The organism is Paraburkholderia phenoliruptrix (genome assembly GCF_047325075.1).
Taxonomy (GTDB): domain Bacteria; phylum Pseudomonadota; class Gammaproteobacteria; order Burkholderiales; family Burkholderiaceae; genus Paraburkholderia; species Paraburkholderia phenoliruptrix.
The window spans coordinates 262,377-277,363 of sequence record NZ_CP168530.1; the positions used below are offsets into that span (position 1 = coordinate 262,377).

Genomic DNA, 14,987 nt, shown 5'->3' on the forward strand with positions numbered 1-14,987 from the left:
CGGAATCGGCCACGGCCCGGTTCCGTCGAAGGCGAGCGCGCGGCCCGTATGACGAAGGGCCGCGCGCTCGTTGTTTCGAGCACCGCGTGGAGCACAGCATGGAGCACCGCGCCGCGGCATTTCATCAAAACAGAACAAGGAAGGGGAACCATGTCGCATGCAATGCCCGACCGGCTTCTGCCCGGCTCGCCCTATCCGCTCGGCGCCAGTTGGGACGGCCTCGGTGTCAACTTTGCGGTGTTCTCGGCGAACGCGCAGAAAATCGAGCTTTGCCTGTTCGATCCCACCGGCCGCAAGGAAATCAAACGCTTCCCGCTGCCCGAATGCACCGACGAGATCTGGCACGGCTATCTGCCGAATGCGCATCCGGGCACAGCGTACGGCTTTCGCGCGCACGGTCCGTATCAGCCGCAGCAAGGACATCGCTTCAATCCGCACAAGCTGCTGCTCGACCCGTACGCGCGCAAGCTCGTCGGGCAGTTCCGCTGGTCGGATGCGTTGTTCGGCTATCGCGTGCATTCGAATCGCGCGGATCTTTCCATCGACCGGCGCGACTCCGCGCCGGCCATGCCCAAATGCGTCGTGATCGACGAAGCATTCGACTGGTCGCACGACAAGCGCCCGAATGTGCCGTGGGGCGAAACCGTCATCTACGAAACGCACGTGCGCGGCGCCTCGATGCTGCGCGCCGATCTGCGTCAGCACGAACGCGGCACGTTTGCCGCGCTGGCGTCGCCGGAGTTTATCGAGCATCTGCTGAAGCTCGGTGTGACCGCCGTCGAGCTGCTGCCGGTTCACGCGTTTCTCAACGACCGTTTTCTCGTGGAGCGGGGCCTGCGCAATTACTGGGGCTACAACACGGCGGCGTTTTTCGCGCCGGAGCCTTCGTATCTGAGCACGCACCGGCTCGACGAAATGCGCATTGCCGTGCGCCAGTTGCACGCGGCCGGCATCGAAGTAATTCTGGATGTGGTCTACAACCACACCTGCGAAGGCAACGAAATGGGGCCGACCGTCGCGTGGCGCGGTCTCGACAATGCAAGCTACTACCGCCTGATTCCCGGCGACGAGCGGCACCACATCAACGACACGGGCTGCGGCAATACCGTGAACCTGCTGCATCCGCGCGTGCTGCAGATGGTGATGGATTCGCTGCGCTACTGGTCGACGGCGTTCAACATCGACGGCTTCCGCTTCGATCTCGGCGTGACGCTCGGGCGTGAGCCGCATGGTTTCGATCCCGGCTCCGGCTTCTTCGACGCGGTGCGCCAGGACCCGGTTCTGTCGCAGCGCAAGCTGATTTCCGAGCCGTGGGACATCGGCCCCGGCGGTTATCAGCTTGGCAATCATCCACCGGGTTTTGGCGAATGGAATGACCGTTTCCGCGATACCGTGCGGCGTTTCTGGCGTGGCGACGCGGGCCTGCGCCCGGACCTCGCCGCGCGCCTGACCGGTTCCGCCGATCTGTTCAACCGGCGCTTTCGCAAGCCTTGGGCGTCGATCAATTTCGTCGCCTCGCATGACGGTTTTACGCTCGCCGACATTACCGCGTACGAGCATAAACACAACGAGGCGAATCGCGAAGGCAACCGCGACGGCCATAACGAAAACTGCAGCAGCAACTGGGGCGTCGAAGGACCGACCGACGATCCCGCGATTCTCGACACGCGCAAACGCGTGGCGCGCTCGATGATCGCGACGCTGCTGATTGCGCTCGGCACGCCGATGCTGCTCGCCGGCGACGAGTCGTTGCGCACGCAGGACGGCAACAACAATGCGTACTGCCAGGATAACGAAATATCGTGGATCGACTGGGAACGCGCGGAATCGCCGGACGGCCGTCAGATGACGGGGTTCGTGTCGCGCGTGGTGGCGCTGCGCAAACGGCATCCGCTCCTGCGCGAAACGCGTTTTCTGTTCGGCGACCGCGAAGTGTTGCCGGGGCTTTTCGACGTCGGCTGGTTCGACGAAAACGGCGACCCGCTGACCATCGAAGCCTGGGAAGACCCCGAAGGCCGCGCCTTCACGTTGCGGCGTGCGGGCCCGGGCCTGAACGGCGAAACAGAAGTATTGTTGATGATGCTCAACGCGAGCGCGGAAACACTGCGTTTTACGCCCCCTGCGCCGCACCTGGAATGGCACGTGCTGTTAGACACTGCGGATACGCACAGCGCGCCGCACCGGCTCGCTGCGACCGACCTCGAAGTGGCCGCGCATGGCCTCGTGATACTCGCCGCGCAACCCGTCGGCGAGGCCGACTGGCAAGCGGGCTGGAAGGCGGGACCGCGGCACGGCTCGCGGCTTCTGACCGCGTTGCCGCCCGAGCCCGGCGAGCTTCCGCCCGCGAGCGATGCGTCGCCGAATGCCTAGCTCGCGGCGGCCACGCGCGAACGGCGTGTGAGCAATCCGACGGCATAAACCGAATGGTGAAGAGTCATGTCCGAACATCCAATCGATCCACACGCGCATCACTACGCGCATTGCCTGCCGTTCGGCGCGCAATTGCTCGGCCCGCAAGGCGCGAATCCGCGCACGCGGTTTCGTTTCTGGGCGCCGTCCTGCCAAAGCGTGCAGGTCGAAATCGAAAACGGCGCGGCACAAAGCGCGCATGCAATGACGCCCGCCGGCAACGGCTGGTTCGAGGCGAGCGTCGAGAGCGGCGCGGGCACGCTGTACCGCTTTCGTCTTGACGACGGCAACGCGGTGCCCGATCCGGCGTCGCGCTTTCAGCCGCAAGATGTGCACGGCCCAAGCGAAGTCATCGACCCGCGCGCCTACCGCTGGGAGCACACCGACTGGCACGGCCGCCCCTGGGAAGAAACGGTGCTGTACGAACTGCACGTCGGCGCAATGGGCGGCTATCGAGGCGTGCAAAAGCGCTTGCCGGCGCTGGCGGCGCTCGGCGTCACCGCCATCGAACTGATGCCGTTGAACGATTTTCCCGGGAAGCACAACTGGGGCTACGACGGCGTGCTTCCGTACGCGCCCGACTCCGCTTACGGCCGCCCCGAAGAACTGAAAGCGCTGGTCGACGCCGCGCACGGTCTCGGCCTGATGGTGTTTCTCGATGTGGTCTACAACCACTTCGGGCCGGACGGCAACTACCTGCACGAATACGCCCGCTCGTTTTTCCGCGAAGGCACGCATACGCCGTGGGGTCCGGCCATCGATTTCGAGCGCAGCGAGGTCAGCGACTTCTTCATGGACAACGCCGTCTACTGGATCAACGAATACCGGATAGACGGCCTGCGTTTCGACGCAGTGCACGCCATCGACAATCATGCATGGCTGCGCGAGCTCGCCGATCACATTCGCGCGAATGTGCAGCATGGCCGCCATGTGCATCTGGTGCTGGAAAACGAGCACAACAGCGCGAGCCTGCTGGAGAAGCACTTCACCGCGCAATGGAACGACGACGCGCACAACACGCTGCACGTGCTGCTCACGGGCGAAACCGAAGGCTATTACCACGCGTACGAAGATCAGCCGATCCGCCGTCTGGCTCGCGTACTCTCCGACGGATTCGCCTATCAGGGCGATCCGTCGCCGCTGCACGACGGCGCGCCGCGCGGCGAACCGAGCGGCCATTTGCCGCCCACCTCGTTCGTGATGTTTCTGCAGAACCACGATCAGATCGGCAACCGCGCATTCGGCGAGCGTCTGCGCAAGCTGACGTCGGACGATGCGTTGCGCGCGGCCACCGGCTTGCTGCTGCTGTCGCCGCAAATTCCGCTTCTCTTCATGGACGAGGAGTACGGCTCCACGCAGCCGTTCCTGTTCTTCACTGACTACACCGGCGAGCTCGCCGACGCGGTGCGCGAAGGACGCCGCCGCGAGTTCGCGCGCTTCTCGTCGTTCAGCGACGAAAAACGTCGCGCGCAGATTCCCGATCCGAACGACGCGCAGACGTTTGCCGCATCGTCGCCGCCCGAGCCGCCGACGGCGCCCGCTCACGAGCTGAACGGCGAAGCGAAAGACCGCCTCGACTGGATGCATTTCTATAAATCCGCGCTGACGGTACGCGCGAAACTGATTACGCCGCGTCTTAAGCACGGCAAGGCGCTGGGCGCCACGGTGCTGACCGACGACACAGGTGCGGACGCGCATGCGCTCATCGCGCGCTGGAAACTGGGCGATGGCGAGACGCTGTCGCTCGCGCTCAATCTGTCGAAGCACAGCGTGCCGTTTAACGACGTGCCTGCCGGCAAGGTCATTTTCGAAACGCCGCCGCGCGTGCGCGAGCAGATCGACGCGAAGGTGTTGCCGGCGAACGCGTTCGTCGCATGGCTGACGGGCGACATCAACGACTACGCGAGCGGCCACGACGCGCGCATTGTCGGCAAAGAGGAGCGCCGCTCGTGAGTACCCGACGTTCCGGCGATACGATCGCCACCCTCGCGACGCGCGCGGGCTTCGAGGTGGAATGGGAAGACGCGCATCACAAGGTGCACCGCGTGCCCGAGAAGACGCTCGCCGTGCTGCTCGAACGGATGGGCCTGCCGTGCGGAAACGCGACGCAGATCCGCCAAAGCGCGGCCGCGCTCGAGGCCGAGCTGTCCGGCCGCAAACTGCCGCCGCTGATGACCGCCGAAGTCGGCCGCGGCATTGCCTTGCCGGCCGCCGCGATCAGGTCGGGCAGCCACTACCGGATCGAGCTGGAGAGCGGCTCGATCATCGACGGGCGCTTTACCGCGCCCAAAGGCGAAGAAGCGCTGCTTGCGCCCATCGACGAACCCGGTTATCACACGCTCGTGATTCACGAGCAGCGCATGACGCTCGCGGTTGCGCCGTCACGCTGCTACACCGTCGCCGACGCATGGCGCAGTCTGCATGACGACGACGCACGCGCCGACGCGCCGCCGCTGTGGGGCATGGCCGCGCAACTCTACGGCTTGCGTCGCGTGGGCGATGGCGGCATCGGCGACTATTCGGCACTCGCGCGAATCGCGGTGGAAAGCGCGAGGCGCGGCGCGCATGCGCTCGCCGTCAGTCCGACGCACGCAATGTTCAGCGCGGAGCCGAACCGCTTCAGCCCCTATTCGCCGTCGTCGCGTTTGTGGCTGAACGTCACGCATATCGACCCAGCAGCCGTGTTCGGCGAAGATGCGCTGCGCGCCGCGATGCACTCCACCAAGGCCGCCGACGCGTGGACCGAACTCGAAGGCTTGCCGCTTATCGACTGGCCCAAGGCCGTCGTGCTCAAGCTGAAACTCTTGCGCGCGCTGTTCGAGAACTTCTGCACAGAGGAACGCGCGCACGACGCGCCGCGCGCGTTGGAATTTCACGGCTTTTGCGAACGTGCCGGACGAGCGCTCGAAGACCATGCGCGTTTCGAAGCGCTGCAGGCCGCGCAGCTCGCGCAGGGCGGCAACGGTCATTGGCGCGACTGGCCCGAAGCGTTGCGCGATCCGCGCAGTCCGGAAGTGGAGGCGTTTGCGCAGGCGCATCGCCATGAAGTCGACTTTCACCTCTTTTTGCAATGGCTCGCCGCGAAGGGTCTGTCACACGCGCAGCATGGGGCGCGCGAGGCCGGCATGGCCGTAGGCCTGATCGCCGATCTCGCGGTGGGCTGCGACAGCGCCGGCAGCCACGCATGGTCGTATCGCGACGACATGCTGCAAGGCGTGTCCGTCGGCGCGCCGCCCGACCTCTTCAACCAGGCGGGACAAAGCTGGGGGCTCACCACTTTCTCGCCGCGCGCGATGCGCACGCAAGGCTTCTCGGCGTTCATCGACATGCTGCGCGCCGCGTTCGCGCACGCGGGCGGCATCCGCATCGATCACATTCTCGGTTTGCGGCGCCTGTGGCTCGTGCCGGAAGGCGAGAGCGCGCGCAACGGCGCGTACCTGCGCTATCCGCTCGAAGACCTGCTGCGGCTCATCGCGCTCGAATCGTGGCGGCATCGCGCGATTGTGATCGGCGAGGATCTCGGCACGGTGCCGCCCGGTTTTCGCGAGCGGCTCGACGAGCACGGCATTGCCGGCATCCGCGTGCTGTGGTTCGAGCGCGACGAGGACGGCAGCGGGTTCAAGCCGCCGCAGGCATGGGACCGCAATGCGGTCGGCACGACCACCACGCACGATCTGCCGACCGTCGCCGGATGGTGGGCCGGCAGTGACATCGCGTGGCGCAACCGGATTGGCCAGACGATGGCGCGCCCCGACGGCCGCGATCCCGAAGAAGCCGCGCAGGAAGAGCGCGCGAGCGACCGCGCCGAACTGTGGCGCGCGTTCCAGCAAGCGGGCGTAGCCGCGCCCGATGTGCCCGCGCCGCCGCCCGAAAGCCCGCCCGTCGACGAAGCGCTCGCCTTCGTCGCGGCCACGCCGGGACCGCTCGTTACCTTTCCACTCGAAGATCTGCTCGCGCACAGCGAACAGCCGAATCTGCCGGGCTCGATCGACGAGCATCCGAACTGGCGCCGCCGCATGAATCTGCCCATCGACGAAATGTTTCTTGACGACACCTTTTGCGACCGGCTGCTCGCGGTTGACCGCGCGCGTCGCGCCGCGACCGTTGCCACGCCTCCCGCCAATCCTGCTTCGGAGCCTGATACGCCATGACCGTCCCGCGCTCCACCCTTCGGCTCCAGTTCCACCGGGGCTTCACTTTCGACGACGCCGCAAAGCACGTCGACTACTTTGCCGCGCTCGGCATCAGCCACGTGTATGCATCGCCCATCACGACGGCCGAGCCGGGCTCGACGCACGGCTACGACACCGTCGACTACACGCAGGTCAACCCGGAATGCGGCGGCGAGGCGGGCTTGAAGCGCCTCGTCGAAAAATTGCATGGGCACGGCATGGGCCTGATCGTCGACATGGTGCCGAACCACATGGGCGTCGGCGGTTCGAGCAATGCCTGGTGGCTCGATATTCTCGAATGGGGCCGCCATAGCGCCTATGCGCGCCACTTCGACGTGGACTGGCATTCGCCCGACCCGGCCTTGCGCGGCAAGGTGCTGCTGCCGACACTCGGCGCACCCTACGGCGACGAACTCGTGTCGGGCCGCATTGCGTTGCATTTCGCCGCGGACAGCGGGCGCTTTTACGTCGGCTACGGGCCGCATGTGTTTCCCGTCTGCCCGGTCGACTATCCGTCCATTCTGCAAAGCGCCGACCGCGCCGACCTGAGCGCGCTCGCCGAGCGCTTTCACGGACTCACGACGCAACCCGCCGACCAGCCGCGCGCCGCCGAAGGCCGCGAGGCGCTACGCGAGTTCGTCGCGCAAAACGGCGAGTCGGCGATTCAATTCGCGCTGCAAACCTATGCCCCCGACGATCCGCTCACGCGCGATCGCCTGCATCGCTTGTTGGAACGCCAGCATTTCCGCCTCGCGTGGTGGCGCACCGCCGCCGACGAGGTCAACTGGCGGCGCTTCTTCGACATCTCGACGCTCGCCGCGGTGCGCGCGGAGCGGCCCGAAGTGTTCGAGGCGACGCATGCGCTCGTGTTCCGTCTGTATCAGGAAGGCGTGATCGACGGGCAGCGGATCGATCACGTCGACGGCCTCGCCGAGCCGCGCGAGTACTGTCAGCGGCTGCGGCAGCGTCTGACGGAATTACGCGAGACGACGCCGTATGTGGTCGTCGAAAAAATTCTCGCGCGCGGCGAACCGCTGCGCGACGACTGGCCGGTGGACGGTACGACCGGCTACGACTTCATGAACGACGTGGGCGCGCTGTTGCACGACCCCGCGGGCGCCGAACCGCTTGCGCAGGCGTGGACCGAGTTCACGGGCCGCAGCCCCGATTTCGCGGACGAAGCACTGGCCGCGCGCCGGAAGATCGTCGCGGAGAATCTTTCGGCCGAACTGGACCGCGCGGCGCGAGCGCTGCATCGCATCGCGCGCGACTCGCTCGCCACGCGCGACTACACGTTCACCAGCTTGCGGCGCGTGCTGACGGAGCTCGTCGTGCATTTTCCGGTGTATCGCATCTATCCGCAAAACGGCTTGCGCAGCGCCATGGACAACGTGTACTTCGAACAGGCGCTGGCGGGCGCGCGCGCCACGCTTTCCCGCGCCGATCACGGGGTGCTGGAGCGCGTGAACAACTGGCTGGGCGGCGTTGGGGACGACGCGCCGCCGGGACGCCACGCCCAGCCGCAGCCCGGGCAGAACGGCGCGCCGCCGAACCACGCCGGCTCCGCGCGGCGCACCGCGCAGACGCTGTTTTCGCAATTGACCGCGCCGGTCGCCGCGAAGGCCGTGGAAGATACCGCCTGCTATCGCTATGGCCGTCTGCTGTCGCGCAACGAAGTGGGCGCCGATCCGGGCGAGTTTGCGTTGTCGGTGGAAGCGTTTCATGCGGGCAACGTCGAGCGTGCGCAGCGCTTTCCTCACGCCATGCTGACCACCGCGACGCACGACCACAAGCGCGGTGAAGACGTGCGCGCGCGGCTCGCCGTGCTGAGCGAAATGCCGCACGAGTGGACCGCGACATGGCGCGCATGGTCGACGTTGAACGCGCCGCAGCGCCGTTCGCTCGACGGGACGCCGATCAGCAGCGTCGGCCAGGACACGAGCTACGACTGGGCGCCCGGCCCGGCCGCGGAAGCCATGCTGTACCAGACGCTGGTCGGCTGCTGGCCGCCCGACCTCGTGCACGACGACGAGGCGGGCGTCAAGGCATTGGCCGAACGCGTCGCGCAATGGCAGTTGAAGGCGCTGCGCGAGGCGAAGCTGCAAACCAACTGGTTCACGCCCGACGAAGCCTACGAAGCGGGCTGCCGCGATTTTCTGTTCGACATTCTCGCGCCGCAGCGACGCGACGGTTTCCTGAAGGAACTGGCCGCGTTCGTCTCACGCATATCGCGCGCCGGTGCGCTCAACAGTCTGCAGCAGACGGTGTTGCGGCTCGCATCGCCTGGGATTCCCGATCTTTATCAAGGCACCGAGTTGTGGGACTTCAGTCTCGTCGACCCCGACAATCGCAGGCCGGTCGATTTCAAGCAGCGCGCCGCGTGGCTCGCGCAAACACCGCCGTCCGAATTTTTGTCGACGTGGCGCGACGGGCGCGTGAAGCTCGCGGTCGTGCAGCGGGTGCTCGCACTGCGCGCGCATTTGCCGGAGTTGCTGAGCCAGGGCACTTATCTGCCGCTGACGGTGCGCGGCGCGCAGGCGTCGAACGTGATCGCGTTTGCGCGGCGGCATGGCAATGCGTGGGCGGTGGTCGTGGCGAGCCGCCTCGCGGCCGGGCTGCTGGGCGAAGAAGGCGATTTGCCGATGGTCGATCCGGAAAAATGGCAGGACACGGCAGTCGAAATGCCGCCGGATCTGACCGCGCGCGCCCTGTTCGACTGGCTGAGCCCTGCCGCGCCGAAGGTGGACGAGAACGGCCTGCTTTGTTTGCGCGATGCGCTCGCCGCCATGCCGATTGCGGTGCTGGTCGAGGACGGCGTGCCGCGCAGTTGACGTGCATGATGGCGCGCTTGCCTCGTTTGCCTGCTTGCCGCTTTGCGCGCGAGCGACGAGCGTGTTGCAGTTGCGAGGCGCTAACCGCCTTCGTCGTCGAAAACTTTGGGGTACACGCGCACGAGCACGATGCGCGGCCCCTTCATCTTCTTCACGACCACGTCGAAGCGGTCGAACTCGACACGCTGCCCCTCGGTGGGTAAATCGTTGAGCGCCTGAATCACGAGGCCGCCCACGGACTCGGCCTTGCCTTCGTCGATATCGATACCGAGCGCGCGCTCGAGCGACACCACCGGCAAGCTGCCCTTGCCCATCAACGTGCCGTCGTCCATGCGCGTCCAGTCGGCGTCGCCCTGCCGGAACTCGTCGTGAATCTGGCCAACGAGCGCGCCCAGCAGATTGTCGAGCGTGAGAAAACCAATCGGCTTCGCGTTCTTGTGACCGACCAGCGCAAAATGCGGCGCGCCTTTGCGAAAGCGGCGAAACAATTCGAGCGCCGGCATCTCGGGTTTGACGTACTGGACGGGGCGCGCGTAGTGCGAGAGATCGTCGAGCGTGCTGCCGGCATGGCGTGCCAGCAGCAGATCTTTCAGGTGGATCATGCCGGCCACGCGCTCGCCGGAGGCATCCTCGAAAAGCGGATAACGGCTGAAGCGATGCCGCGCGACCACGTGCATGTTTTCGCGCAACGGCAGGTCGAGCCGCAAGCCGATCAGTTCATACGCCGGGCGCATCAGGTCCGACACCGTCATCCGCGAAAAATCCAGCGAATGAGCGATGGTGTTCCACTCGTCCTGGCTATACGCGTCTTCCGGCGCGCCGCGCTCCGACGCCACGTTGGTCCGGCGGCTGCGCAAAATGAGCTTGAGTTCGTCGGTTGAATAGTGCGAGTCGTGCGCATGCTCCGAGTTCAGGCCCGCGAGCTTCAGCACGGCGTTCGCGCTCGTGTTGAGCAGCCAGATGGCCGGATACATCGCCCAATAAAAGCCGTACAGCGGCGTGGCGGCCCACAGCGAGACCTTCTCCGCTTCGCGAATGGCAAGCGACTTCGGCGCGAGTTCGCCGACCACGATATGCAGAAACGAAATACACGAGAACGCGAAGAACAGCGAAATGCCGTGAATCAACTGCTCCGATTGCACGCCGGCCAGGCTGAAGAGCGGCGTGAGCAGTTCCGCAAACGCGGGTTCGCCGATCCAGCCGAGCCCGAGCGACGCGAGCGTGATGCCGAGCTGGCAAGCAGACAGATAGGCGTCGAGCCGGCCGTGCACCTTGGCGAGCAGCCGCCCGCGCATGCCGTGCTTTTCGGCGAGACTCTGCACGCGCGTCTGACGTAATTTGACGAGGCCGAATTCGGCGGCAACAAAGAAACCGTTCAGGGCGACGAGAAGCAATGCACCGATAAGGGCGACAACCTGGATCAAAGCGGAGGGCTCCGGCAACAAAAGTTGTCAGTATAGAGGGTGAAAGCTTGTTGAAAAGTAAATGGCGAACGACAGGCGGCGCGCGTGATTGTTCATTGGCCCTCATCGGCGCCGGTCGGCGTTCATCGGGCTGCCGCGGCGCTCAAGGGAACGCGCAGCGAGAGCGTGGCCGGCGCGCTTTCCGCCGCGTCCTGTTGCTCGAAGCCGCCGCCATGCGCTTCCGCCACTCGCTTGCACAGCGCGAGAACCCACGCGATGCGATTCGCCTCGCGCGGCTCGCGAGCCTGCTTGCGCGCGAACGTTTCAAGTACATGCGGCAGTGAGGTGTCGACCAGGGCGGCGCTCGCCTCATAGGTGACCGCGGCGTGCCAGCTGGTTGCGTCCGCACGCGATTCGAGCGTGACCGCCGCGCCTTGCGCGCTGGATTCGACGGCAAAAGTCAGCATGACCCACAGTGCGGCCGCGAGCCGCTCGCGATCGCCGTTCAGTTGCTCGGTGGCAAGCTGCGAGTTGAGCGTGAGTTCGACGCCGCGCACGCGCGCGAGTCCCGAGCGCACTTCTTCGGCTGTTTCGTCGAGCAGCGGATGCAGCGGGAACGGCGCATAGTCGAGCGCGAGCGATCGGGTTTCGGCGCGTGTGGCGTCGACGATCGTCTCCAGCAGCTTGACCTGTTGATCGACGCCGTTGCGAATGCCGACGATCGCGCGCTGCGAGTTGGGATCGTTGGGGTCGAGCTTGCGCTCCAGCACATAGGCCCAGCTATGAATCGCGTTCAACGGGCCGCGCAGGTCGTGCGACACCAGAGAAAGCACGTGGTCGCGCATGAAAAGCGCGGCTTCGGCCCGCAGATGCGCGGTGCGTTCAGAGACGGCGAACCCCGAAGTCACCGGTTGTGCCCCAGCTGTTCCGGTTGAAGACGTTGTCACGATCGACCTCTCAGGCAATGCATGATGATTGGGAAAATCCCATTATAGGCATGCCACCGGGCGCCACCAGCCTGGCCAGATGGTCAATCCGGAACGCAATCCGCGTGCCACGCCGCGTTCTTCGACTGCCATGCTCCAACGCGCCTACAATGTCGGTTTTACGTTTGTGAACTGAGGAGCGACATATGTCGACTGTAACTACCGAATCCGGCTTGAAGTACGAAGACATCGTTGAAGGCACGGGCGCGGAAGCGGTTGCTGGCAAGACCGTCAGCGTGCATTACACCGGCTGGCTGACCGACGGTCAGAAGTTCGACTCGAGCAAGGACCGCAACGACCCGTTCGCGTTCGTGCTGGGCGGCGGCATGGTCATCAAGGGCTGGGACGAAGGCGTGCAAGGCATGAAGGTCGGCGGCACGCGCAAGCTGACCATTCCGCCGCAACTTGGCTACGGCGTGCGCGGCGCGGGCGGCGTGATTCCGCCGAATGCGACGCTCGTGTTCGAAGTCGAATTGCTCGACGTTTAAGGCTTTCCCTGTTCGTCTGGCTCTCGCTCCGCTTTTCCGATGACGCACGCCGCCGTGACCGCACCTAGCGTTTCGCTGCGCCGCTTCGGCGCGGTCGAGGCGTCGGACGTGCACGATTTTCACCAGGTCGTGCTCGGTCTCGACGGCGCCATGGTGATGGCCGTGGACGGCGTCGCGCAACAAATCGACGCGCGCTCCGCGTGGCTCGTTCCTGCCGGCGCGCGGCACGATTACGCGGGGGTCGGCGAGAACCGGCAGTTGGTGCTGGACTTGCCTGCGGCCACGCTCGCCGTGCCGGAACGCCTGTTCGACCGGGCGCGCACTGTTGCTGTGGATGCCGCGTTCACCGAGCTTGTCCAGCGCATTGCGTCGCACGCCGCGCAGGGCGCGCCCGCGGACAATCTCCACATTCGTCGTTTTCATTGGGACGCGGCGGCCCGCCTTGGCGCAGCGTTAGTCGCGGGCACAGGCATGGGCAGCCGAGGCGCCGAAGCCGCCGCGGGGCTCGACTTCGCGCGCATCGACCGCTGGTTGCGCGCGCATCTGTCGGAGCCGCTGCGTATCGCCGACCTTGCCGCGCATTGCGGCTTCGGCGTGCGGCGCTTCCATCAACTTTTTATCGAAGCGTTCGGCGAAACGCCGCATCGCTATCTGCAGCGGCTGCGGCTCGATACGTCGCTCGCGCTGCTCGCCGATCCGCGGCATTCGCTGGCGGATGTCGCACTCGACATCGGCTTTGGCGACCAAAGCGCCTATACGCATGCGTTCACGCGGCGGTTCGGGCTCGCACCGGGTCAGTGGCGCAGCCTGCGGCATTGATGAGGGTGTGCGCCCGCAAGCGGCGTAGTGAGCCTGTGATGGGCTGGGCACGCGATGATCCGGTAGCGCGAGGTTATGTGAGACACGTCAGGCCTACACGGCTCGCGCAGACTCCCGCTTAACCCACGCATAAAACAATGGCAACAAAAAAGCCCGCATTGCGTCGACGCTTTCGCGCCGAGACAAGCGGGCTTGATGCTTCCGGCCTTACCTACGAGGCCTGACGACGTCAGCCTACCGACAATTGCAGGTGCAGTTGCGAGCGCGCCGGGCCACCGCCGTCGATGGCTTCGCTCGCGGCGTCGCGATCCGATTGCGAGGACGGCGCGAGACGCGCGGTTTCGATGCGGTCCAGGTATTCCGTCGTCACGTCGCCGGTCACGTAGTTGCCGTCGAAGCACGACGCCTCAAACTCCTTCAATGCCGGGTTGATGTCGCGCACGGCCTGCTTGAGCGCCTCGACGTCCTGATACACGAGATGGTCCGCGCCGATCATGCGTGCCACTTCCTCGTCCGAGCGGCCGTGAGCGACCAGCTCGCCGCGCGTGGGCATGTCGATACCGTAGACGTTCGGGAACTTCACCGGCGGCGCGGCGGACGCGAAGATCACCTTGTTCGCGCCGGCGTCGCGCGCCATCTGCACGATTTCATGCGACGTGGTGCCGCGCACGATCGAGTCGTCGACGATCAGCACGTTCTTGCCCTTGAACTCGATGCCCATGGCGTTCAGCTTCTGGCGCACCGACTTCTTGCGCACCGCCTGGCCCGGCATGATGAACGTGCGGCCGACATAACGGTTCTTGAAGAAGCCTTCGCGATACTCCACGCCCAGCTTCTTCGCGACCTGCATCGCGGCCGGGCGCGACGAATCGGGAATCGGCATGACGACGTCGATCGCGACGTCCGGCAACTCGCGCTTGATCTTCTCGGCGAGATAATCGCCCATGCGCAAACGCACGTTGTAGACGGGCACGCCGTCGAGCACCGAGTCCGGACGCGCGAGATACACGAGTTCGAATATGCACGGGTTCAGGCTCGGATTGGCCGCGCATTGCTGCGAATGCACGTTGCCGTCCAGGTCGATGAACACCGCCTCGCCCGGCGCCACGTCGCGCACGAACTCAAAACCGATACCTTCGATCGCCACCGATTCCGACGCCAGCATCCACTCGACGCCTTCCGGCGTTTCAAGCTTGCCGAGGCACAGCGGCCGGATGCCGAACGGGTCGCGGAAACCGAGCAGGCCGTAACCGGCGATCAGCGAGACGATCGCATACGAACCCCGCACCCGGCGATGCACGCCCGACACCGCCTTGAAAAGCGCCGCCGGATCGAGCTGCAAACCCGAGCTCGACAGCTGCAATTCGTGCGCGAGCACGTTGAGCATCACTTCCGTGTCGGAATTGGTGTTGATGTGGCGGCGGTCGATGCGGAACATCTCATCTTTCAACTGCTGCCAGTTGGTCAGATTGCCGTTGTGCGCGAGGATGATGCCGAACGGCGCGTTCACGTAGAACGGCTGCGCTTCTTCCTCGCTCGACGCCGAGCCGGCCGTCGGGTAGCGCACCTGGCCGATGCCGCTATTGCCCGGCAGGCTGCGCATGTTGCGCGTGCGGAACACGTCGCGCACCATGCCGTTGGCCTTGTGCATGTGGAAATTGCTGCCGTTCGCTGTCGCGATGCCGGCGGCGTCCTGACCGCGGTGCTGCAGAAGCAGCAGGCTGTCATAGATCAGCTGGTTGACCGGAGAATGGGAAACTACGCCTACGATGCCGCACATGGCATGTCCTTCAAAGGTACGAAATTCGTCAGAGCGGCCGGTGCCTCGCGAACTGCGCGCGATATGACGCGACGGTTCGCGACATGATGCCAGGGCAAC

9 protein-coding genes are annotated in these 14,987 nt (G+C 65.5%); 6 read left to right on the plus strand and 3 right to left on the minus strand.

The genetic code is table 11. The features are described 5' to 3' along the window. Positions 1 to 150: 150 nt before the first annotated feature. The 4 genes from glgX to treY all read left to right on the plus strand — a co-directional run bounded on the left by glgX (position 151) and on the right by treY (position 9,412). Positions 151 to 2,370, plus strand: coding sequence for a glycogen debranching protein GlgX (glgX, locus tag ACEN8U_RS01190; protein WP_310112165.1), 2,220 nt, complete (start codon positions 151 to 153; stop codon positions 2,368 to 2,370). A 66-nt stretch (positions 2,371 to 2,436) separates the two neighbouring features. After that, complete coding sequence (treZ, locus tag ACEN8U_RS01195; RefSeq protein WP_310112166.1) at positions 2,437 to 4,362, plus strand: malto-oligosyltrehalose trehalohydrolase; 1,926 nt, start codon at positions 2,437 to 2,439, stop codon at positions 4,360 to 4,362. Beyond that, positions 4,359 to 6,560 carry a 4-alpha-glucanotransferase gene (malQ, locus tag ACEN8U_RS01200; RefSeq protein ID WP_310112169.1) on the plus strand — a complete coding sequence of 734 codons (2,202 nt, stop codon included), beginning with the start codon at positions 4,359 to 4,361 and terminating at the stop codon, positions 6,558 to 6,560. Before treZ ends, malQ begins: the two co-directional genes overlap by 4 nt. Then, the gene (treY, locus tag ACEN8U_RS01205) at positions 6,557 to 9,412 is read left to right on the plus strand and encodes a malto-oligosyltrehalose synthase (RefSeq protein WP_310112171.1); all 2,856 of its coding nucleotides are present in this window, start codon (positions 6,557 to 6,559) and stop codon (positions 9,410 to 9,412) included. The genes malQ and treY overlap by 4 nt, the downstream gene beginning before the upstream one ends. Positions 9,413 to 9,492: 80 nt before the next feature. Here the strand turns inward: treY and ACEN8U_RS01210 are convergent, their stop codons facing one another. Continuing rightward, positions 9,493 to 10,836, minus strand: a complete 1,344-nt coding sequence (locus ACEN8U_RS01210; RefSeq protein ID WP_310112174.1) for a hemolysin family protein — start codon at positions 10,834 to 10,836, stop codon at positions 9,493 to 9,495. Between the two features lie 122 nt (positions 10,837 to 10,958). Next, positions 10,959 to 11,762, minus strand: coding sequence for a HAMP domain-containing sensor histidine kinase (locus tag ACEN8U_RS01215; RefSeq protein WP_310112175.1), 804 nt, complete (start codon positions 11,760 to 11,762; stop codon positions 10,959 to 10,961). 185 nt (positions 11,763 to 11,947) lie between these two features. Here ACEN8U_RS01215 and ACEN8U_RS01220 point away from each other — a divergent pair, with 185 nt between their 5' ends. After that, positions 11,948 to 12,289: an FKBP-type peptidyl-prolyl cis-trans isomerase gene (locus tag ACEN8U_RS01220; RefSeq protein WP_006047612.1), complete on the plus strand. Its 342-nt coding sequence runs from the start codon at positions 11,948 to 11,950 to the stop codon at positions 12,287 to 12,289. Between the two features lie 39 nt (positions 12,290 to 12,328). Then, positions 12,329 to 13,108: an AraC family transcriptional regulator gene (locus ACEN8U_RS01225; RefSeq protein WP_310112176.1), complete on the plus strand. Its 780-nt coding sequence runs from the start codon at positions 12,329 to 12,331 to the stop codon at positions 13,106 to 13,108. Positions 13,109 to 13,337: 229 nt separating this feature from the next. Here the strand turns inward: ACEN8U_RS01225 and purF are convergent, their stop codons facing one another. After that, the gene (purF, locus tag ACEN8U_RS01230) at positions 13,338 to 14,888 is read right to left on the minus strand and encodes an amidophosphoribosyltransferase (protein ID WP_014972752.1); all 1,551 of its coding nucleotides are present in this window, start codon (positions 14,886 to 14,888) and stop codon (positions 13,338 to 13,340) included. Positions 14,889 to 14,987: the final 99 nt, after the last annotated feature.